The following is a 665-nucleotide window of genomic DNA, read 5'->3' on the forward strand; positions in this document are numbered from 1 at the left end:
AGCCGTCCGGGGTCGAGCCCGGCGAGCAGTGCCTTGCCCGGCGCGGTCGCGTGCGCGGGCAGCGGCTCCCCGGTCACCGCGCCCGGCCCCGGGTGCGCCGCACAGGTCTCGGTGTGGGCGACGACGACGTCGTCGGACCGCAGCACGGCCAGCACCACCGCCGCGCGGGCCGTGGTGTGCAGCTCGGCGAGCACCTCCCGGGCCGGGGCGGGCGGCACGATCGGGTCGGTCATCCCGCGGTACAGCCCGACGACGCGGTAGCCCAGCCCGTACCCGCGCTCGGCGTGCAGCCGGACCAGGTAGCCCTCCTCGACGAGCGTCCCCAGCAACCGGTAGGCCGTCGGTAACGGCAACTCCAGCCGGCGGGCGAGAGCCTTCGCGCTGCCCCCGTCACCCGCCTCGGCGACCGCCTCGAGGACCCGCAGCGCTCGGCGCAGCACCGCTCCCGCGCCGTCGCCGACCATCCGCCTAGTGTCGCTGCGGGACCGAGGGCACGCCAGGACCGGGAGGACGACATGGCAGGGGCGTTCCGGCCCGTCGACCGGGCGGGGCTCGCGGCACACCTGGCGGAACGCGCCGGGGAGCCGTCGGGGCGGGTGCGCGTGCTCGTCGACGGCGCCCCGCCCGCGGCCCCGCTGGAGCTGGCCCGGGCGGTCGCGGAGCGG

General features: G+C 78.6%; 1 protein-coding gene. It reads right to left on the reverse strand.

The window, feature by feature from the left end:
* Positions 1-464 (reverse strand): IclR family transcriptional regulator (locus GTW08_RS03915; RefSeq protein WP_161151433.1); only part of this gene is annotated, 464 nt, incomplete at its 3' end.
* Between the last annotated feature and the right edge of the window lie 201 nt (positions 465-665).

Origin of the sequence: Pseudonocardia sp. SID8383 (assembly GCF_009864975.1) — a bacterium.
Lineage (GTDB): Bacteria > Actinomycetota > Actinomycetes > Mycobacteriales > Pseudonocardiaceae > Pseudonocardia > Pseudonocardia alni.